Source organism: Levilactobacillus lindianensis, assembly GCF_003946095.1.
GTDB lineage: Bacteria > Bacillota > Bacilli > Lactobacillales > Lactobacillaceae > Levilactobacillus > Levilactobacillus lindianensis.
This window is the reverse complement of sequence record NZ_RHOD01000053.1, coordinates 1-3,495: the sequence shown is the minus strand read 5'-3', so window position 1 is coordinate 3,495 and position 3,495 is coordinate 1. Positions and strand designations below refer to the sequence as shown.

Annotated in this window: 4 protein-coding genes; 1 reads left to right on the top strand and 3 read right to left on the bottom strand. The window is 40.7% G+C overall.

Features of this window, described 5'->3' with window-relative positions; genetic code table 11:
* Nucleotides 1–292 precede the first annotated feature (292 nt).
* Together EKM70_RS11170 and EKM70_RS11165 are read right to left on the bottom strand one after the other, a co-directional pair.
* Nucleotides 293–973 (bottom strand): ABC transporter ATP-binding protein, encoded by a 681-nt coding sequence (locus EKM70_RS11170; RefSeq protein WP_046811108.1) that lies wholly within the window; start codon nucleotides 971–973, stop codon nucleotides 293–295.
* A gap of 4 nt (nucleotides 974–977) precedes the next feature.
* Complete coding sequence (locus tag EKM70_RS11165) at nucleotides 978–2,030, bottom strand: ABC transporter permease (protein ID WP_046811107.1); 1,053 nt, start codon at nucleotides 2,028–2,030, stop codon at nucleotides 978–980.
* A 125-nt stretch (nucleotides 2,031–2,155) separates the two neighbouring features.
* Between EKM70_RS11165 and EKM70_RS11160 the strand changes: the two genes are divergently transcribed.
* Nucleotides 2,156–3,225, top strand: a protein-coding gene (locus tag EKM70_RS11160; protein ID WP_112278733.1) for an IS3 family transposase whose coding sequence is annotated in 2 segments (ribosomal slippage) — nucleotides 2,156–2,384 and nucleotides 2,384–3,225 — 1,071 coding nt in all. Because the reading frame shifts where the segments join, the coding sequence is not laid out codon by codon here.
* Nucleotides 3,226–3,240: 15 nt separating this feature from the next.
* On the opposite strand, the gene EKM70_RS11155 is transcribed toward EKM70_RS11160, so the two are convergent.
* On the bottom strand, nucleotides 3,241–3,495 hold a 255-nt coding region (locus EKM70_RS11155), incomplete at its 5' end, for an IS30 family transposase (RefSeq protein ID WP_125547808.1).

The window sequence follows — 3,495 nt, the reverse complement described above, 5'->3', positions numbered from 1 at the left end:
AAATTCCTTCCTTTTGAGAGACGATTTATTCATTATACGCTCTCTTAAAAGTTGTCTCAGGAATCAGCTTACATCCATTGTGTTCTTTTCTCTGCAATGGATAATCAACACATTTGAAAAGTAACCTTATAAATTTTAGTTATTATATTGGGCTGAAACCCTTGCTACAAGCGGACTAGCAAAAATGCAAGCTCGACAAAAACATAACTAAATAATCTATTGCTCTTATGATGATATTTTACCAAACGAGAAAAACTAGTCCGGAATATCAGCATAAGAGCAAGTGTGTTAATCAGTCCGTATTAGATAGTTTTCCGTCGACAATTTTGTAGACATTATCAGAAAACTCTCGCAGACGATCATCGTGCGTGACGATGACGACTGCTTTTTCCTCGTCATGCGCAATATTAGCAAAAAGTTGGCCAACTTCTTTGACACGTGCCGTATCTAATGCTGCCGTAGGTTCATCGGCTAGGATGATCGCCGGGTCTGTATACAACGCACGGGCAATTGCAACGCGCTGTTGTTGACCGCCAGACAATTCGCCAGGGTATTTGTTTAATAATTTTTGAATGCCTAGCGTTTCAATAATTTTGTCAAATCCATCTTGACTGAGGTTATTGTTAGGCTTCACCTGGTCAACAAGTTTGAATTGGTCTGCTACGGTTAAATATGGCACGAGATTGTACGCCTGTAAGACGAAACCGATTTGTTCAAGTCGTGTTTTTTCGGCTTCTTTGGTACTCAAATCACTGATGTCGTGACCATTCAAACGAACTGAGCCGTCTGTTGGTGTCTGTAACCCGCCTAAAATGGTTAGCAAGGTACTTTTACCAGATCCTGAAGGACCAATGATAAGCGACACCTCACCAGCTTTAAACGCTAAACTGACGTCTTCTAGTGCCGTAACTAAATTAGTTTTCTGACCAAATTGTTTCGTCACGTGTTCAAGGGCTAGTTTTTCTTCACGCATCTTTTTAACCTCCAATTACTGATACCGGATCAATCTTACTAATCACACGAATCGGAATGATTGCACCCAGTAACCCGGTTACCATCAATCCGGCCGCAATGAGTCCCATCAATCCCCAATCAAATGCCATTGGTACGCTATCTGGAATCCCAAATTCAGTTAATGCCGATAGTACAGCACCAACGACGATACCAGTTGCCATAATAAAGAACGTCTCAAATAACGTATTTTGGGCCAAGAAACGATTTGGAATGCCTTGTGCACGCAAAACTGCCAAGTTAGGCAATTTTTGAACCGTTAGAATGTAGAGGAAGATGGTAATCACAATCAATGAAATGACAATCAGGAAGCCAATCATGAGACCAAACGTCGCTTTTTGCGGTGTATAACCTGGCAATTTATTGATAAAGGCTTGGTATGAATAAGTCTTTAATGCTTTATCATCGACCGATTGTGACGTTTTTGAAGTAACTACGCTACCTTGGAATTGATCTGACACGCCCTTAATGACACGCCATTGCGCTAACGCGCCATAAATAACAGGTGCGGTGTTATACGTGGCATTTTTCGCATAACCCACGATTTTATATTTCGTATCAGATAACCCAATCGAAATTTTATCCCCCATACCGTAAATATCCTTATCAACTGAGTCAGCGAGGACGACTTCGTTAGCTGCCTTTGGCAAGTGCCCCTTGGTTAATTGTAGGTTTTTAGCGATGTACTCGTCGTTATTCATCCCAACGAATTGTGCGGATTCACGTTTTCCGCCAATTTTCATATTAACTGGTGTAATGCCAAGTGTTGCGGTTTTGTCGTCGCTTAACTGATCCACCTGTTTCGTTGTCAGTAATGACTGTCCGGCATTGCCATTAGCGTCTTTGGTCATTACAAAGGACTTAGACTGCCAGCTGTCCACCGCAGCGGTGTTAGCTGTTGCCAGCCCGAGCGCCAGGGCACTTAAAATGAAAATCAAATAACTGATTAAGACGACGACTGTTAGAATCAAGCCGTACCGTAGTTTTTCTTTTTTAATCTCTCTAATTGCTAAAAACATTTGTTCCTCCTGTATTTGTTGCAGTTCAGCAAACTTACTATACACAAGTATACATGCTCTTATGATGAGATTCCGGACTAGTTTTGCTAGTTTGGTAAAATATCATCATAGGAGCATTTTTATTTATGGTTACACGTTATGAAGAGGACTTAAAAAAGTCCATTGTGGAGATGGTTAAAGCGGGACGACGATCCGATGAATTATCCAAGGAATACGGTCCTTCAGCCGATTCAATTCGGAATTGGGTTAAAGGCGCTAAATCAGTTGAGCTAGAAGACGGTACTGAAGTAACGTCCAAAGAATTCAAACAACTTCAAAGGGAAAATCAGCGATTAAAGGAGGAACTTGAAATTTTAAAAGCTGCGGCGGTGTTACTGGGAAAGCATTAGGACGAATTAATTGCCTTGTCTTCATAGAAGATCAGTTATTGCGACACCGCTTATCAATTATTCTTTCGGCACTGAAATTACCGCGCAGCACCTATTACCATTGGAAAAGATATCAACCTAGTCAACACGAACGTGTTGATAATCAGCTCAAAGAAAAAATTGAATTGATTTGGGAAAATAATTATCGTGCCTATGGTTATCCACGAATAACGATGGTGCTTCGCAAGTCAGGCATCTGTGTTGGGTCAAAACGAATTTTACGATTAATGAGGGAAATGGAGATTCACTCTTTAATGAATCGGCGATTTAAAAAACCTGGCACTCATGTGGATCATTCACAACGCCCCAATTTAATCAAGCACCAGCCCAATGCAAGGATATGGCGTGCTGACATTACTTATTTGGAATTACGTCCAGGAACCTGGGTTTATCTCAGTTCTATTTACGAACCAAAGGTTCATCAAGTTCTTGCTTTCAAGATTGGTCGTCAGATGGAGGCGACGTTAGTTGTAGAAACGATTAATCAGGCGCTTGAATGTCATCAAAAGCCACAATATTTTCACTCTGACATGGGTTCACAGTACACCAGCAACGAAGTTGAAACTTTACTTGAACGGCATCAGATTAGCCACTCATACTCAAAACAAGGTTATCCTTATGATAATGGGCCAATTGAAGCTTTTCACTCATTGTTGAAGAGAGAGTTTGCCTTTCAAACAACTTTTTCCAATTTTGAGGACTTGGTAATCCGAACCTCAAATTACATCAGTTGGTTTAATTCCGACAGAATTAGAACGAGTGTTTAGAAAAAGATGTGCCATTTATTGACATAGGAGCAGATACGGTGTTTGCCAATCGAGTATTTTAAGCGGTCGCTGGTTAATTTGGAGTAACGTCGTCGTTAAATCTTGAGCACTAATGTGCTCAAAACGAGTCCCCTTAGGATAAAAATAACGTAAATTCCGATTAAAGCGTTCATTACTACCACGTTCAGCTGGCGTATAAGCATGGCAGTAATAGGTCTTAATACCATATTGTGATTCAAGTGATACTAGCCCACTAAACTCAGTGCCACG